General features: G+C 64.2%; 12 protein-coding genes and 1 pseudogene. 6 read left to right on the top strand and 7 right to left on the bottom strand.

Going from position 1 to position 13,018, the window contains the following annotated elements; all coding sequences use genetic code 11:
• Position 1 precedes the first annotated feature (1 nt).
• Together QY325_03425 and QY325_03420 are read right to left on the bottom strand one after the other, a co-directional pair.
• Positions 2 to 1,237, bottom strand: coding sequence for a hypothetical protein (locus QY325_03425; GenBank protein ID WKZ66982.1), 1,236 nt, complete (start codon positions 1,235 to 1,237; stop codon positions 2 to 4).
• Positions 1,238 to 1,372: 135 nt separating this feature from the next.
• Complete coding sequence (locus QY325_03420) at positions 1,373 to 1,540, bottom strand: hypothetical protein (GenBank protein ID WKZ66981.1); 168 nt, start codon at positions 1,538 to 1,540, stop codon at positions 1,373 to 1,375.
• 165 nt (positions 1,541 to 1,705) lie between these two features.
• Here QY325_03420 and acs point away from each other — a divergent pair, with 165 nt between their 5' ends.
• The 3 genes and pseudogenes from acs to QY325_03405 all read left to right on the top strand — a co-directional run bounded on the left by acs (position 1,706) and on the right by QY325_03405 (position 4,291).
• The gene (acs, locus tag QY325_03415) at positions 1,706 to 3,619 is read left to right on the top strand and encodes an acetate--CoA ligase (protein WKZ66980.1); all 1,914 of its coding nucleotides are present in this window, start codon (positions 1,706 to 1,708) and stop codon (positions 3,617 to 3,619) included.
• 20 nt (positions 3,620 to 3,639) lie between these two features.
• On the top strand, positions 3,640 to 3,855 hold the full coding sequence (locus QY325_03410; GenBank protein WKZ66979.1) for a hypothetical protein: 216 nt from the start codon (positions 3,640 to 3,642) through the stop codon (positions 3,853 to 3,855).
• Between the two features lie 256 nt (positions 3,856 to 4,111).
• Positions 4,112 to 4,291 (top strand): annotated as a pseudogene (locus QY325_03405) (hypothetical protein).
• Positions 4,292 to 4,297: 6 nt separating this feature from the next.
• Here the strand turns inward: QY325_03405 and QY325_03400 are convergent.
• Positions 4,298 to 4,873, bottom strand: a complete 576-nt coding sequence (locus QY325_03400; protein WKZ66978.1) for a DUF3365 domain-containing protein — start codon at positions 4,871 to 4,873, stop codon at positions 4,298 to 4,300.
• A gap of 111 nt (positions 4,874 to 4,984) precedes the next feature.
• On the opposite strand from QY325_03400, the gene QY325_03395 reads away from it, so the two are divergent.
• Positions 4,985 to 5,404: a phosphoheptose isomerase gene (locus QY325_03395; protein WKZ66977.1), complete on the top strand. Its 420-nt coding sequence runs from the start codon at positions 4,985 to 4,987 to the stop codon at positions 5,402 to 5,404.
• 103 nt (positions 5,405 to 5,507) lie between these two features.
• Here the strand turns inward: QY325_03395 and ettA are convergent, their stop codons facing one another.
• The 3 genes from ettA to QY325_03380 all read right to left on the bottom strand — a co-directional run bounded on the left by ettA (position 5,508) and on the right by QY325_03380 (position 9,233).
• Complete coding sequence (gene ettA / locus QY325_03390; GenBank protein ID WKZ66976.1) at positions 5,508 to 7,202, bottom strand: energy-dependent translational throttle protein EttA; 1,695 nt, start codon at positions 7,200 to 7,202, stop codon at positions 5,508 to 5,510.
• A 47-nt stretch (positions 7,203 to 7,249) separates the two neighbouring features.
• Positions 7,250 to 8,776: a glycosyltransferase family 39 protein gene (locus tag QY325_03385; protein ID WKZ66975.1), complete on the bottom strand. Its 1,527-nt coding sequence runs from the start codon at positions 8,774 to 8,776 to the stop codon at positions 7,250 to 7,252.
• 82 nt (positions 8,777 to 8,858) lie between these two features.
• Positions 8,859 to 9,233 carry a hypothetical protein gene (locus QY325_03380; GenBank protein ID WKZ66974.1) on the bottom strand — a complete coding sequence of 125 codons (375 nt, stop codon included), beginning with the start codon at positions 9,231 to 9,233 and terminating at the stop codon, positions 8,859 to 8,861.
• Positions 9,234 to 9,391: 158 nt separating this feature from the next.
• Between QY325_03380 and QY325_03375 the strand changes: the two genes are divergently transcribed.
• Both QY325_03375 and QY325_03370 read left to right on the top strand, forming a co-directional pair.
• Positions 9,392 to 9,727 carry a PadR family transcriptional regulator gene (locus tag QY325_03375; protein WKZ66973.1) on the top strand — a complete coding sequence of 112 codons (336 nt, stop codon included), beginning with the start codon at positions 9,392 to 9,394 and terminating at the stop codon, positions 9,725 to 9,727.
• A 21-nt stretch (positions 9,728 to 9,748) separates the two neighbouring features.
• Entirely contained in the window at positions 9,749 to 11,479 is a 1,731-nt protein-coding gene (locus tag QY325_03370; protein WKZ66972.1) for a PspC domain-containing protein, read from the top strand.
• An 82-nt stretch (positions 11,480 to 11,561) separates the two neighbouring features.
• Here the strand turns inward: QY325_03370 and QY325_03365 are convergent, their stop codons facing one another.
• Positions 11,562 to 12,887, bottom strand: coding sequence for an Omp28-related outer membrane protein (locus QY325_03365; protein WKZ66971.1), 1,326 nt, complete (start codon positions 12,885 to 12,887; stop codon positions 11,562 to 11,564).
• Between the last annotated feature and the right edge of the window lie 131 nt (positions 12,888 to 13,018).

Raw genomic sequence — 13,018 nt, 5'->3', positions numbered from 1 at the left:
ATCAGCGGTCGAAGGCCGTGGCACGAACGCGCAGGGTGCTGCCCTGCCGCACGTTGAAGGGGTGGCCGGTCATGTACACCCGAGCGGCACCCGTGTGCAGCGGATGGAAGTTGCTCAGCGTATAGCTGCCTCCGTAAGCGCCCGCATCGCCTGCCGTGAGGTCCAGGTCGTAGAAGGGCGCGGCCGGGTTGCCGCCATCAACGGCCGCCACGGCGTTAGCGAATGTGCCATCGGCATTGAGCGTGATGGATTGATTCGTGGTATTGCTCCCCTCGAAGGTGAAGCCGGCGCTGATCGGGAAGCTCATGCCCGCATGCACATGATTGAAGTACACGTTGATCTGGCCGCTGTTCCCGCTATCCCTGTTTATGCCCCGGCTCTCACCGCTCCACGTGCGGGTGACGGCATTGTTCATGATCTCCCAGATGGACCCGGCGTTCGTGTTGGCGAGACTGATGCCATAGGTGGTGAACTGGCCGGTGTAGGCGATCACCGTATTGTTCCAGATGAGGTTGGGCACCGCGCCCGTGTTGCCGCCGTACACCTCAATGCCCATCCACCCGTGCTGCACGTAATTGTTGCGGATGTGCACGACCTGGTACTGCGTGTTCACGAAGATCCCCTCATAGCTCACCCGGCCCTTCACCTTGTTGCCGATGATGGAGCAGGTGTCCAGGGGAAGGCCGGCGACGTTGGGCGTCACGCTGATGCCTTCATCCGTAAGGTTGCTGCCATCGATGTCGTTGCCGATCACATCGCCGTACCAGATACCCACCGTGCCATTCTGCAGGGTGTTGCCAACCACCTCCGCCTCGAAATACTGGCTGGCCAGCTGCACCCCGCCGCTCACCAAGAAGCTGTCGACCACCCGCACACGCGTACCCCGAACGGTGCCGGTGCCGGCTCCTGCCTGAATGTTCCCGGAGGTGTTGCGCATGCCGATGATGGTGACCTCGCGGCCCGCAGCCGGCGCGATGCTGTAGTTGCCCTGCACCACGAAGAATCCATTGTCCGCATAGCTCAGGAACTGCAGGCTCTTGTCCACCGTGATGTTCTCGATCCACGGGATATCGCCGGCACGGTTCTTCACGATGATGCGGTCACCGTCCACGGCAGCGGCCACCGCGGCGGTGATGCTCGGATAGGTCGGCGAAACGCCGAACTCCTCCACGATCCGGTCGACGGCCGATGCGCTGACAGCGGTGAACGCTAGCGCGAGCGAGAGCAGCTGCTTCATGTCCTTGCGGGTTGATTAGCCCGCGAAGCTACCCTGTCCGGAGCCGCGCGACCGGAAAAAGTTGACCCCGGCACCTGGGCAGGCGGCACCGGGGTCGTCGTACTCGGCCCTCGCGGGCCGGGTCCGGGGTTGCAATCAGGCGGCCGGCTCGATGCAGAGCTCCACCGACCGCTCAAGCGGCACCTGCTCCGGGACGTCGGCCTCCACGGCCGGCATTTCCTTCTCTCGGGGAAGGCTCTGGGCGAACAGCTGTTCTTCGTCGGTGAGGCAGAGCAGGAGCGTAAGGGTCTGAACAGGCCACATGGGTTGCGCGGGAGGTGTTGAGTGGGTGCTGTCAGCGTGAAGAGTGCCGCAAGATTTCAGGCGGAGCCACCGGAAGTCAAGACGAATCGCGAAATACTTTCGACGAAATCGCTTGACAGCGCCCCCTTGGGTTCCTTAATCCGAACCGCCAACTTCGTCCGCACCATGGCCCTGAAACGCATCCGCACCCAAGCCGAATACGACGCCGCCTACGCCGAGAGCATCAAGGACCCCGTGGGGTTCTGGACGGCGCACGCCGACACCTTTGAGTGGCACCAGAAATGGAACACCGCACTGGAGTGGGACTTTGAGACGCCGAACGTGAAGTGGTTCGCGGGCGGCAAGCTGAACATCACCGAGAACTGCCTGGACCGCCACCTGAAGCAGCGCGGCAACAAGCTGGCCATCATCTGGGAGCCGAACGACCCGAAGGAGCGCTTCGTGCGACTCACCTACCGCGAGCTGCACGAGAAGGTGTGCCAGTACGCCAACGTGCTGAAGCGCAACGGCGCGAAGAAGGGCGACCGCATCTGCATCTACATGCCGATGATCCCCGAGCTGGTGATCGCCACCCTGGCCTGTGCGCGCATCGGCGCCATCCACAGCGTGGTGTTCTGCGGCTTCAGTGCGCAGAGCTTGGCGGACCGCATCCAGGATGCCGAGGCCACCATGGTGCTGACCAGCGATGGCCTGAACCGCGGCCACAAGCAGATCCCCGTGAAGCGTGTGGTGGACGAGGCGCTGGAGACCTGTCCCACCGTGCAGAAGGTGATCGTGACCGAGCGCCTGGCCTGGGCCGTGAACATGCAGGAAGGCCGCGACGTGTGGCTACACGAAGAGTTGAAGCACGTGGACAAGCACTGCCCCGCCGAGATCATGGATGCCGAGGACCCGCTCTTCATCCTCTACACCAGCGGCAGCACCGGAAAGCCCAAGGGCGTGGTGCATACCTGTGGCGGCTACATGGTGTACACCGACTACAGCTTCCGCAACGTGTTCCAATACGAGGAGAGCGACGTGTACTGGTGCACGGCCGACGTGGGCTGGATCACGGGCCACAGCTACATCATCTACGGTCCGCTGCTGGCGGGCGCCACCACGCTGGTGTTCGAGGGCGTGCCCACCTTCCCCGATGCGGGCCGCTTCTGGCAGGTGATCGACAAGCATGGCGTCAACATCTTCTACACCGCCCCCACCGCCATCCGCAGCTTGATGGCCGCCGGACTGGACCACGTGCTGGCCTACTCGTTGGACAGCCTGAAGGTGATCGGCAGCGTGGGAGAGCCCATCAACGAGGAGGCGTGGAACTGGTACAAGATCCACGTGGGCAAGGACCGCTGCCCCATTGTGGACACCTGGTGGCAGACCGAGACCGGCGGCATCCTCATCAGCACCATGGCCGGGGTGAACGACGAGAAACCTGCGCACGCGGCGTGGCCCCTGCCCGGGGTGCAGCCCGTGCTGCTCACGCCCGAGGGGAAGGAGATCACCGAGAACGAGGTGGAGGGCCTGTTGTGCATGAAGTTCCCCTGGCCCAGCATCCTGCGCACCACCTGGGGCGACCATGAGCGCTGCCGCCAGACCTACTTCAGCAGCTACAAAGGCTACTACTTCACCGGCGACGGCGCCAAGCGCGATGCCGAGGGCCGCTACCGCATCATCGGCCGCGTGGACGATGTGATCAATGTGAGCGGCCACCGCTTCGGCACGGCTGAGATCGAGAACGCCATCAATCAGGCCAAGGGCGTGGTGGAAAGCGCCGTGGTGGGCTACCCGCACGACATCAAGGGCCAGGGCATCTACGCCTACGTGGTCTGCGAGAAGCCCATCCCCGCCGACGATGCCATCGCTGTGGAGAACATGCGCGGTGAAGTGATTGAGGCCGTGGTGGCCAGCATCGGCCGCATCGCCAAACCGGACAAGATCCAGTTCGTGAGCGGACTTCCGAAAACACGCAGCGGTAAGATCATGCGGCGGATCTTAAGGAAGGTGGCGGAGAACGAGCTGGGGAGCCTGGGGGACACCTCCACCCTGCTGGACCCGGCGGTGGTGGAGGAGATCACGGCGGGGAGGGTGTGACAGGAATTACCTTTGTTAGCATGAAAGCCGCAAGCCCCATCAAAGGCGTGAAGCTGATCACTGACGAGACCGAGAACCGGCGCTATGTCCAGATCGATCTGGTCACGTTGGCCAAGGAACCCGAGGCGGTCGAAGAGTACCTTGATGGGCTTGTGGCGCTAGCACGGCGCAATGAACCGAGCATCCCCCATGAGCAGGTGATGAAGGCCGTGTACAAACGCGCCAAGCGCAAGTGAGCTACTCGATCGAGTGGCTCCGGAGTGCCCGGAAAGAAATCGACGCCATACCAGCACGAACTGCGGTCCGCATTGTTGAGGCGGTCGGTCGCTTGGCAGAGGACCCGCGACCTGCCGGGTGTAAGAAGCTGAAAGGCCATGACGATCTATGGCGCATCCGGATAGGCAGCTACCGCGTCATTTATTTCATCGGCGATGCCATCAGGCTGGTGCGTGTCGAAAAGGTATCTGACCGGAAGGACGCGTATCGATGACCGGCCGTATCGCCAAGCCGGACAAGATCCAGTTCGTGAACGGCCCGCCCAAGACGCGCAGCGGCAAGATCATGCGGCGGATCTTAAGGAAGGTGGCGGAGAATGAATTGGGGAGCCTGGGAGATACCTCCACCCTCTTGGATCCGGCGGTAGTGGAGGAGATCAAGGAGGGAAGGGGGTGACCACTTTCACCGCTTCCACCTGATGGTCCACAACCCGCGGAAGTCGCCCACTCGATACCCCATCGCCGCGTCCTGCGGGTACCGTTCGCGGATCGCGGCCAGCGTCAGACTGTCCACATCGGTGACGGCCGTGCCGTGGCACTTCAGGCAGGTGGGCATGGCGATGAGGATGGGCTGGTAGTAGGCCACACTGTCGCCCAGCGCCACGGCCTGCGGAGGGATGTCCGCCGGGGCAGTGCCAGCGGATAGCAGGGCGAGCACTTCGTTCAGGCGACGCTCTTCATCGGCATCGGGGGCATCATGCGGCGCGCGGATCCGGTCGCTGGTGCGCTTGATGCGGATGCCCTGCGCAACGGAAAGTGAGTCGACCAAGGGCAGCGCGGCCACCGAGCAGTACTGCAACGCACCCGAAGGTCCCTCGCTGGCCATGGCTGCTTGCAGACGAGCGGAAAGCTGCTGGAAGGTGGTCCCTGCGATGCCCCGCCCGTGCTCGATCGCTGCGCCTTCATCGAATGGCGGGACCGACGGGGAGCAGGACCAAGCACTCAGCATAGCGAATGCAATGACCAAATGATGGCGCATAGGACGAATGTAGCGCTCCACGCATGGCCGAACCTGCGGGACCCTCGGCCGAAGGGCCACAAGCGCGAACTTCGTTCCTCGCCCTCGCCACATGGCTGCGGTGAACACAGCATGGCACAACTCAACGAGACCTACGAGAACGGCAAGCGCATCAGCCCGAAGCTGCCCGAGGGGAAGAAGAACTTCCTCATCGATATCGACGGCACCATCTGCGAGGACATCCCCAACGAGGAGCCTGAGCGCATGGTAACAGCCGCCATCTACGAGGGTGCGCTGGAGATCTGCAACGGCTGGTTCGGCGAAGGGCACATCATCACCTTCTTCACCAGCCGCTTGGAGGAGCACCGCGCGGTGACCACCGAATGGCTTGACCGCCACGGCTTCAAGTACCACGCGATCCTCTTCGGCAAGCCGCGCGGCGGGAACTACCACTGGATCGACAACCACATCGTGCGCGCCACGCACTACGATGGCCGGTTCACCAAGCTGGTGGAGCGGCAGGGAACCGTGGATGTGTTCGGCGAGGAATAAGGCGGCCCATTGAAGGCAAACGCTCAATAAGTACCCGAATGGCCATCAAGCAAGGAGCCCGGCGCTGCACCGGGCTCCTTTCGGATGAAGTGGCGGCCAATGCTCACCCCCGCACCAGCTTCCGGTACTTGATCCGGTGCGGCACGATGTCCCCGCCCAGGCGCTTCTTGCGGTTCTCCTCGTAATCGGTGAAGCCGCCCTCGAACCAGTACACCTGGCTGTCGCCCTCGAAGGCGAGGATGTGCGTGCATACACGGTCGAGGAACCAACGGTCGTGACTGATGATCACCGCGCAGCCTGAATAGTCCTGAATGGCCTCTTCCAGCGCGCGCAGCGTGTTCACGTCCAGGTCGTTCGTCGGCTCGTCGAGCAGCAGCACGTTGCTGCTCTGCTTCACGGTCATGGCCAGGTGCAGGCGGTTGCGCTCGCCGCCGGAGAGCACGCCCACCTTCTTGTTCTGGTCCGTTCCGCTGAAGTTGAAGCGCGACAGGTAGGCGCGGGTGTTCATCACCACGTTGCCGAAGGTGATGTTCTCCAGGCCTCCGCTGATGACCTCGTACACGGTCTTGTCGGCCACTAGGTCCTTGTGGCTCTGGTCCACGTAGGCGATCTGCACGGTCTCGCCGATGGTGATGGTGCCGCTATCGGGCTTCTCCGCGCCCATCGCCATGCGGAACAGCGTGGTCTTACCGGCGCCGTTGGGGCCGATGATGCCCACGATGCCGGCCGGTGGCAGCGCGAAGCTGAGGTTGTCGATGAGCAGGCGGTCGCCGAAGCCCTTGCTCACGTTCTTGAACTCGATCACCTTGTCGCCGAGGCGCGGGCCGTTGGGGATGAAGATCTCGAGCTTGGCCTCCTTCTCCTTCACGCTCTCGCTCTGCATCTTCTCATAGTTCTGCAGACGGGCCTTGCTCTTGGTGCGGCGGGCGCTGGCGTTGCTGCGCACCCACTCCAGCTCCTGCTTCAGCACGCGCTGGCGCTTGCTCTCGGTCTTCTCCTCCTGCGCCAGGCGGGCGGTCTTCTGCTCGAGCCAGCTGGTGTAGTTGCCCTTGAAGGGGATGCCCTCGCCGCGGTCCAGTTCCAGGATCCAGCCCGCCACATTGTCCAGGAAGTAGCGGTCGTGGGTGATGGCGATGACCGTGCCCTTGTACTGCTGCAGGTGCAGCTCCAGCCAGGCCACGCTCTCGGCGTCGAGGTGGTTGGTCGGTTCGTCAAGGAGAAGGATGTCGGGCTGTTGCAGGAGCAAGCGGCAGAGCGCGACGCGGCGGCGCTCACCACCGGAGAGCACCTTGATGGGCTGATCGGCTTCGGGGCAGCGCAGCGCATCCATGGCCACCTCCAGCTTCTGGTCGATGTTCCAGGCATCGCTCGCTTCGATTCTGTCCTGCAGGACGCCCTGGCGCGCGATGAGCTTGTCCATCTTGTCCGGATCGTTCAGCACATCCTCATCGGCGAACTTGTTGTTCACCTCCTCGTATTCCTTCAGCAGGTCCATGATGGGCTGCACGCCCTCGCGCACGATCTCGATCACGGTCTTGCTCTCATCGAGTTCGGGCTCCTGCTCGAGGTGGCCGATGGAGTAGCCGGGGCTGAGGTGCACATCGCCCTCGAAGCTCTTCTCCTTGCCGGCGATGATGCGCATCAGCGTGGATTTGCCCGAGCCGTTAAGGCCGAGCACGCCGATCTTGGCCCCGTAGTAGAAGCCGAGGTAGATGTCGTTGAGGATCTTCTTTCCGGAAGGGAGGGTCTTCCCCACCTTCACCATGTTGAAGATGATCTGGCGGCCTTCTTCTGCCATGTCGCTTGGATTGTCCGCATGCGCGCGGCACGGTCGGAGTGACCGGGCTACCGCTTGCGGGCCGCGAAGATCTCCATTCGCGGCCAATCCTTCAGCATCCCCGGCTCCTCGAATCCGTGGATGGACTGCCCGCATCGGCTGACGGCCTCGTCCGGAGCGGGGCCGCCGGGCGACCCCACGACCACGAAAAGCCGCGCACCGGGAGGCGGGTCCCCGCGCCGGCCCACGGCTTCGATCCGGTGGCGCTGGAGGCTGAAGGCGATGGCCGCCTCCCAGGCCGGGTCCACGCAGAGCCTGTCCGCGGGCGCCAGCGCACCGGCCAGGAATTCCGCAGCGGCCGGAGCCTCCGGCAGATGATCCACCCGGTCGCGTGCCACCCCCGTGCCGCTGGCGAAACCGGCTACCAGCGCAATGGACGCCCAACCCGTGCGGGTGCGCTTGCCGAACCCCTGGAAGACCCTGTCCTGGACCAGCTTCAGGAGGTAGAACAGCGCGATGGCCGATCCCAGGTGGAGGAAGAAGAGCATGTAGGCCCATTGCCAGGGATCGCCCGCATCGCGCAGCAGCAGCGTCAACGGCAGCGCCCCCAGCACCAGGGCGAAGAGGATGGCCCTGTACTTGGCCGAGATGTAGGTGGCATGCAGGAGGCCGGCGAATCCGAGCAGCGCCACCCCGGTGGAAGCGGGGTCCACCACCCATACCCAGAGCTCCAGCACCTTGTCGGCATACCCCGCAGCGAAGGACTTCCACGAAGCATCGCCCTCCGTGACGTGGTGGAAGAGCTGGTCCACGCCATGGGTCACCGCCACCGGCAGGTAGAGCAGCAGGGAGCCGGCCAGGAAGACCGCCGCGGAGAGCCCGAGCATGGCCAACCGCTGATTCAAGGAGCGCTCGTACTTGGCCATGATGCTGAAGAGGGTCCAGAGCAGCACCATCAAGGCCGGGAAGACCATGGATGGAACGGCCCAGGTCCCCAAGGCCAGTGCAAGGCCCATGAACAGTGCGGACCACGGGTTGTTCTCGCGCACCAGGTGCCGGCCCAGCAGGAAGGCAGCCAGCATGGCACACCAAGTGATGCTGTAGCCGTGCGCAATGGCGCTGAGTTCGGCCAGGGCAGGGTATCCGGCGGCCATGGCCAGGGCCATGAGGGCGATGTACCGGTTGAATAGCGACCGTGCGAAGAGGTAGAAGAGCGGCAGCGCAGCCAGACCGGCCAGGAAGGCCGGCATGCGGAGGCCCACCGCATTGACGCCCAGCAGTGCCGTGCTCCACTTCGTGAGCAGGGTGTGCAGGATGTGATTGACCGGCAATGAATAGTCCGAGACGGCCTCGCCGAACGGCTGCACGGCGAAGGCCATATACGCCGTGGCCTCGGATGCCGTAATCGGCTCCAGTACCAACCAGAGACGAAGTGCCGCACCGATAAGGAGAAGGAGGAGCACCACGCGCTTGTGCGCCGCCGAGGTGCGCTTCACGTACCGTTCGCGGGCATCGGCCAGGTCGTGCTTGAACCAGTGCCAGGCGCTGCCCTGCGCACGCTCAGCCGAGCGCCGCCGCTGGGATCGGCGCTCCATGGGCTCCTCGCTCGAAGCTCTTCGGGGGGGGCGATCGGCTGGCACGTGGCTGACGGACTGGTCTGAGGAGGCTTGAGCAGGCTCAGCGGTTCACATCCTGCATGCTGACGATGCTATCCACCACATACCTGCTATGGCCGCGCCAGGGTATGGCCGCCACATACTCCCGGTAGTGCAGATTGAACTGCTTGCCGCTGTTGGCCATCAGTTTCTGCGCGACGCGCTCATCCTCCACCGAGAACAGGAACTCGAAGCTCTGCATGGTGCCGGCCTGGCTGCGGATGCCGGTCTGCACCATCTTCCCCTCATAGGTCTTGAACAGCACGCCCTTGTGCACCACGTAATTCAGTTCCCCGGCTTTAACGCCGGTGCCAAAGACCCAGAAGTACCTGAAGTAGGCGAACACGGCCGCAGCGGCCAGCAGGACGACCACGATCTTCCACAGGTGCTTGCGCATGGTAAGGACTTGGTCCGCAAGCTAAGGCGGCCATGGGAATTCGACGGACTGCCATTCACCCCGGCCGGATAACCGCTCATCATAAACAGGTACCATGCCTTGCATAGTACCAAACCAAACATGCATCTTTGCCACGTCAAGGACCAAAGCCGCACATCATGAAGGTCGACAACACAAAGGCGCAGATGCGCAAGGGCGTCCTGGAGTATTGCATCCTCGGCGTGCTGGCCAAAGGGGAACGATACCCGTCGGACATCCTGTCGGACCTGAAGGATGCGCGGCTGATCGTGGTGGAGGGCACGCTCTACCCCCTGCTCACCCGATTGAAGGACAGCGGCCTGCTCACCTACCGATGGGAGGAGTCACGCTCCGGGCCGCCGCGCAAGTACTACAAGCTCACCACCGAGGGCGAGCGATTCCTCACCGAGCTCGACCAGACCTGGGACGAGCTGGTGCAGGCCGTGAAGAAGACCACCCGCAAGACCACCAACTAGGCCGATCCAACCCCAGCCACCATGAAGAAGACCGTCACCGCCAATGTCAGCGGCACCGTGTTCCACATCGAGGAGGATGCCTATGAGCGCCTGCAGGGCTACCTCGAGGGCATCAAGGCCCGGCTTGAAGGCACCGCCGGCCGGCAGGAGATCATGGCCGACATCGAAGCGCGCATCGCCGAGCTCTTCCAGGAGCGGATGGCCGGCCAGCGCCAAGTGGTCTCCATCGAGGATGTCGACCACGTCATCGCGGTGATGGGGCAGCCCGAGGACTACGGCGACGGACAAGCTGAACAGGCCACAGCCGGGCAGACGGCCCAGGAGGCCGGCGGAAAAGGGTACAAGCGCCTCTACCGCGACCCTGACGACAAGTGGGTGGGCGGCGTCATCGGGGGCCTGGCGGCTTACATCGGAATGGACCCGTTGTGGCTGCGCATCATCATGATCGTCTTCATCCTGCTCGGGAGCGGCACGCCCATCCTGCTGTACATCCTGCTGTGGATCCTGGTGCCCCTGGCTGATACCCCGGCCGACCGCCTGCGCATGGAGGGCGAGCCGGTGACCGTGGACAATCTGAAGCGCGCCTTCGAGGAGGGCGGCCGACGGGTGGCGCATGAGGCCAACGAGATCGGCAAGCGCTGGAGCAGCGGTGCCTCAAGGCGCTCTTCCGCCGCCGGCCAGGTGATCGTAAAGCTGCTTGGCGCAGGGATCGTCCTTTTCGCCTTCAGCCTCCTGCTGGGCCTCGTCACCACGGCCATCGGCGGCACCTGGGGCCTTTGGCATGCCACCTGGTCGAGCGATGACATGGGCCTGCTCGACTTCGCAGGTCTCCTGTTCAATTCGCATGAACAGACCATCTGGCTGATGGTGGGCCTGGCACTCCTGTGCCTGATTCCCGTGGTGGGGCTGCTGCTTGCGGGATTCAAGCTTCTGCTCGACACGGAAACGCCGCGCTGGCTCGGCGTTTCCCTCACCGCCCTGTGGATCGCCGCCTTCGTCCCGGTCACCCTCGTCGGCATCGAGCTCGGCCGCGAGTTCCACCGCAGCAACAGCGTGCGGGAATCGATTGACCTGGCCCCTCCCGCCGGCGACATCCTCTACCTCGATGCGCTGATGCCGGCAGAGACCGCAGGGGATTGGAGCTTCCGCTTCAAGGAAGGCGAACTGGATGTCGACCTCGACGGCCTGCACGTGGCGGATGGCATGATCGCCGGCGGCTGGGGCCGCCTGGATGTCGCCGCAAGCCCCGATAGCGTCTACCGCCTGGTGGTGGTGCGCGAGGCCCATGGCCGCAACGCGAAAGCCGCCCTGGCCCGCGCCTCGGCCATCGCGGTGGATCACCGCCAGGAGGGCGAGGTGCTGCAGGTGTCGCCGGTGATCCGGTTCCCGGCGGCGGACAAGATCCGCGCCCAGGATGCACGCTTCACGCTGCAGGTGCCGGTGGGCAAGGGCATCTTCTTCCGCAGCGGCTGCGAGGAGGTGATCCATGACGTGGACAATGTGACCAACACGCTGGACCGCGACATGATCGGCAAGACCTGGCGGATGACGCCCGCAGGCCTGGAGGAAGGCCGGCCCGGGCAGCTGGTGCCGGAGCCGCCGGCCATGCAGGAGATTCCTGCTCCGCCAGCGCTCCCCAAAGGGAAGCCCAAGAGCGGGCCCACGCCCGACGAGGAGGGCCAGAAGACCGTGGTGAGCCAGGCCCATGTGCAGCTCCCCTCCCTCCTCAGCCTGCTGCGACTGCGGATCTGATTGCGGTGGAAAGAGGGTCGCAACGAGGGGTTGGACCGTCGCACCGCCAAGCGCCCTGGCCGAAAGCCGGGGCGCTTTCCGTTCAAGGCATCCGCACTACGCGCTGCTGACCGGTGCGGCCGGCACACTCCACCCGCAGCAGGTAATTCCCGGCCGGCAGCTGCTCGAAGCCGGGCACTCGCAGTTCCGGAGCCCCGGTTTGCTCGGTGCGATCAGCGACGACCCTGCCGTCCATGGACAGCACCTGGATGCGCACAGGGCCAGACCGTCCGCCCACGGTCAGCTGCAGGTCACCGGCGCTCGGGTTCGGATGAACGCTGAAGAGGAGCGATTGCTGCTCCTCAATGCCCACCAGGACCAGTCCGGCATCCGCCACGTTCACCGTCCATGATGCGCCATTGCGCTTCTCGGTCACCGTCACCGCCACCCGTAGGTTGGAGGCGTTCCACTCCACCGGCACGGCATAGGTGTACTGATGCGCGTAGGTGGCGCCTGCTGCAGAGCTCGCTGGGATGACGCCCGTGGTGCCGGCCGGCCCGCCGAGGACATCGCGCACGACCTGCTGGTGGATGTATCCCGGCAGGGCACCGGTCTGTGAGCCGGCCACATTGTCCTCCAGGAGGTAGGCATTCACCACGAACTCACCGGTCTGTGCCGCGGCGAAGGTCACGTCCACATCCACCGTCAGCTGCCGCTGCCAGGCATTGAAGGCAGGGACGATGGCGATGGAAGCGGGCGATACGCCAAGCTTGCGCTGGTCGGCACGCGCCGGCCACTGATCGTACTGGGCGTCATCGGGCAGCGTGCCGAACTCTTCCTGCTCCATCACCCCGGCCGGCGAATACTCGGCATTGAACTGCGCCCAATAGGCCGTGCTGTTGGCATTGCTCAGTTCATCGCCGTTGTGGTGCTTGGCGACGACGATGAGCGGATCGGCATCCATCGTATTGGTGGTGGCATTGGGGGCCGGGCAGAATTGGCACCAGGTGCCCGTGTACTGCTCCAGGAGCACGCTCTTCGTGGCCCATGCTTCGAGGACGTTCACCGGGAAGAAGAGCGTATCGTTGGATGGGTCGGTCTCCCCCACCCCCACCACCCAGATCTTCAACGTGCCGCTACCGGCCGGCACATTGAACGGAATCGGGTGGACGTATGGCCAGTACTGGCCGGGATTGATACCCGTGGTGCTCTGCCAGCCTCCCTGCTGCACGGGACCGCCATTGAATCGCCAGTCCACCCGGAAGGTGACCAAGGGCGCCCCTGAAGTGAGGTTGCGCACCCGTGCGGAGATCTCCCAGGCGGTGTTCGCCTTCCAGTAGCGGGGCACGTAGCAATTCGTAAGGTAGGCGTTCTGGGAAACGGCTTCGGCGGACAGCAGCAGTCCGACAGCGATCGGGAACAGGCGCATACGGGAAGGGTTGAGGTGCGAAAGTAACCGCCTGCCGGGCGCCCGAGTTTCGGCTCGGCACGAACCGGGCGGGTACCTTTGGCGTTCGCGACAAGCCAGACCTGCATTCGATCACCGGATCGAATGACCAT

The organism is Flavobacteriales bacterium, from assembly GCA_030584065.1.
Lineage (GTDB): Bacteria > Bacteroidota > Bacteroidia > Flavobacteriales_F > PHOS-HE28 > PHOS-HE28.
The sequence above is the reverse complement of the archived record's forward strand: the minus strand, read 5'-3'. Positions and strand labels throughout refer to the sequence as shown.

What these genes read in the sequence shown, in the direction of transcription:
- QY325_03425 (WKZ66982.1), bottom strand. Translation starts at nt 1,237, where the DNA reads ATGAAGCAGCTGCTCTCGCTCGCGCTAGCGTTCACCGCTGTCAGCGCA.
- QY325_03420 (WKZ66981.1), bottom strand. Translation starts at nt 1,540, where the DNA reads ATGTGGCCTGTTCAGACCCTTACGCTCCTGCTCTGCCTCACCGACGAA.
- QY325_03400 (WKZ66978.1), bottom strand. Translation starts at nt 4,873, where the DNA reads ATGCGCCATCATTTGGTCATTGCATTCGCTATGCTGAGTGCTTGGTCC.
- QY325_03375 (WKZ66973.1), top strand. Translation starts at nt 9,392, where the DNA reads ATGAAGGTCGACAACACAAAGGCGCAGATGCGCAAGGGCGTCCTGGAG.
- ettA (WKZ66976.1), bottom strand. Translation starts at nt 7,202, where the DNA reads ATGGCAGAAGAAGGCCGCCAGATCATCTTCAACATGGTGAAGGTGGGG.
- QY325_03395 (WKZ66977.1), top strand. Translation starts at nt 4,985, where the DNA reads ATGGCACAACTCAACGAGACCTACGAGAACGGCAAGCGCATCAGCCCG.
- QY325_03385 (WKZ66975.1), bottom strand. Translation starts at nt 8,776, where the DNA reads ATGGAGCGCCGATCCCAGCGGCGGCGCTCGGCTGAGCGTGCGCAGGGC.
- QY325_03370 (WKZ66972.1), top strand. Translation starts at nt 9,749, where the DNA reads ATGAAGAAGACCGTCACCGCCAATGTCAGCGGCACCGTGTTCCACATC.
- QY325_03380 (WKZ66974.1), bottom strand. Translation starts at nt 9,233, where the DNA reads ATGCGCAAGCACCTGTGGAAGATCGTGGTCGTCCTGCTGGCCGCTGCG.
- QY325_03365 (WKZ66971.1), bottom strand. Translation starts at nt 12,887, where the DNA reads ATGCGCCTGTTCCCGATCGCTGTCGGACTGCTGCTGTCCGCCGAAGCC.
- QY325_03410 (WKZ66979.1), top strand. Translation starts at nt 3,640, where the DNA reads ATGAAAGCCGCAAGCCCCATCAAAGGCGTGAAGCTGATCACTGACGAG.
- acs (WKZ66980.1), top strand. Translation starts at nt 1,706, where the DNA reads ATGGCCCTGAAACGCATCCGCACCCAAGCCGAATACGACGCCGCCTAC.